The 1,753-nt window shown below is 27.7% G+C and carries 4 protein-coding genes and 1 pseudogene; 4 read left to right on the forward strand and 1 reads right to left on the reverse strand.

Translation table 11 applies throughout. The features are described from left to right. Positions 1-120 precede the first annotated feature (120 nt). From HZY31_RS03645 to HZY31_RS03660, 4 genes are all read left to right on the forward strand, one after another. Positions 121-342, forward strand: a complete 222-nt coding sequence (locus HZY31_RS03645) for a hypothetical protein (protein WP_297318108.1) — start codon at positions 121-123, stop codon at positions 340-342. 139 nt (positions 343-481) lie between these two features. Beyond that, positions 482-814 carry a hypothetical protein gene (locus HZY31_RS03650; protein ID WP_297318109.1) on the forward strand — a complete coding sequence of 111 codons (333 nt, stop codon included), beginning with the start codon at positions 482-484 and terminating at the stop codon, positions 812-814. A gap of 255 nt (positions 815-1,069) precedes the next feature. Beyond that, positions 1,070-1,282 carry a type II toxin-antitoxin system HicB family antitoxin gene (locus HZY31_RS03655; RefSeq protein WP_297318110.1) on the forward strand — a complete coding sequence of 71 codons (213 nt, stop codon included), beginning with the start codon at positions 1,070-1,072 and terminating at the stop codon, positions 1,280-1,282. Next, on the forward strand, positions 1,275-1,517 hold the full coding sequence (locus HZY31_RS03660) for a type II toxin-antitoxin system HicA family toxin (RefSeq protein ID WP_297318111.1): 243 nt from the start codon (positions 1,275-1,277) through the stop codon (positions 1,515-1,517). The genes HZY31_RS03655 and HZY31_RS03660 overlap by 8 nt, the downstream gene beginning before the upstream one ends. A gap of 92 nt (positions 1,518-1,609) precedes the next feature. Here the strand turns inward: HZY31_RS03660 and HZY31_RS03665 are convergent. Next, positions 1,610-1,753: pseudogene (locus tag HZY31_RS03665) on the reverse strand (IS6 family transposase); the annotation flags it as partial.

Below are 1,753 nucleotides of genomic sequence, written 5' to 3' on the forward strand. Positions count from 1 at the left end.
TGCCCTCTATGGGCGGAGCCAATATTAACGGGCTATATTGAACCACCATAAAGAGGTGGCATTATGAATATATTAAAAGGCAATGTATTAAAAGTTTTCGGAGCTGTAGTTTTAGTTAGTATGATAGGTGCTTTAGTAGCTGAGCCTGTTGTTTTAGGTGATATTGGTGGTTTATATTATCAATATTATGAGAAAGATATAAATGCAGCTAACGCTTGTTATAAACAGGCATTTTGGGCTGCGATAAAAGGAACTACTGCCTGTATTCCATTAATGTTTTGTGGAGGTATAGGTGTTGCTGGAATGGCTGCAGTAGTCACATATTCTTCTGTTGTACTATAATATTTAAATTATTACTCATTTTATTTTTTTACCTAATTGGTGATAAGACATGTACGATGAAAATAAAAAAAATATATTCTTTATTTCACTCATCGGAGTTTTATTCATACTATTGTCTTATTTTATAATAATATTACAAATGTATTATGGGCTAATAGACATAACAAGCAATTTAATTTTAAATACATTGTTAATAATCTCTGGAGCAATATTTAATATTCTAGTTGTAAAATTTTTAAAATTAGAAGAGAAGTTATTAAAAAATAAGAAATTGTTAATAATATATCTGGTATTTATAGTTGTGGCTATAAATATCTTTGATTGGATAATTCAACCGATGATTAATTATTTTAACATAATCAACTACTTACCATTATCATTTTTTGCTGGGTTTGGAGGTGGAATATTGGTTTCATTCTTCTATTTAATTATATGGGAAAATAATAAATATTTAACTCATTCAAAATTTTAGAACTATTATGTTCTAATCTCTGCAATAAAAATCAGTATAACAAAAATTCATCTTAATTGTGAAACCATGAAAAACTTTCCAATAATATTAACAATCCTAATTTTCTATCTGACTTTATATTTATAAAACTAAAAATCTATAGCCGCTTTCGTAGAGGTTTATATTACTCCAAAAGTAGCAAATTATCTATTAACATAAGGTTTAAATAGAAGATTATAAAGATAGAAGAGTAAGACCAAAATTAAGGTGGTTTAAATGAAAACTATTAACTTTAGAGTTTTTTACGATGGCAAATACTGGGTTGCAGAAGGTATTGATGTAAGTATATTTACACAGGGAAAGACATTAGATGAATTAATGAAAAATATTAAGGAAGCGGTAGAATTGCATTTTGAAGATGAGATAAAGGCAGGAGAAATTATAAAAATTCTCTCTGTTTCTGAAATGGAGGTGTCTAATTTTGCATAAACTTCCAGTTGTTAGTGGTAGAGATTTAATAAAATTTCTTAAAAAGTTGGGATATGAGATTGTTAGACAAAGAGGTAGTCATATACGACTAAGAAAAGAAACAGAATATGGAATCCATAACATAACCGTTCCATATCACGAAGAGATAGCAAAAGGAACATTAAATGCTATTTTAAATGATGTTTCTAAGTGGAATAATATCCCAAAAGAAGAACTAATAAAAAAATTAAAGTAATTTTTATATCTCTGTAAAGTTTTAGTTATTTTATAGTTATTAAAAATCTTAATTGACTAATTATATACTTTACTATTTAGTTTGAGAGATTGTCAAGATAAGGATAAGAGGTAGTTATAGATGGAGGCGAAAGAATTAAGCCAGGAGATAATGGTAATAAATTTGGAATTATTAGGGAATCTATTATAGAAGGACTTAGTTTTTCGTTTAAGGAGGGAGAAGAAGCTTTCTACACA

Source organism: Methanocaldococcus sp. (genome assembly GCF_024490875.1).
GTDB lineage: Archaea > AGJL01 > Methanococci > Methanococcales > Methanocaldococcaceae > Methanocaldococcus.

Bases quoted from the DNA above. Each gene is read 5' to 3' on its own strand.
- HZY31_RS03645 (WP_297318108.1), top strand. From the start codon at position 121: ATGATAGGTGCTTTAGTAGCTGAGCCTGTTGTTTTAGGTGATATTGGT.
- HZY31_RS03650 (WP_297318109.1), top strand. From the start codon at position 482: ATGTATTATGGGCTAATAGACATAACAAGCAATTTAATTTTAAATACA.
- HZY31_RS03655 (WP_297318110.1), top strand. From the start codon at position 1,070: ATGAAAACTATTAACTTTAGAGTTTTTTACGATGGCAAATACTGGGTT.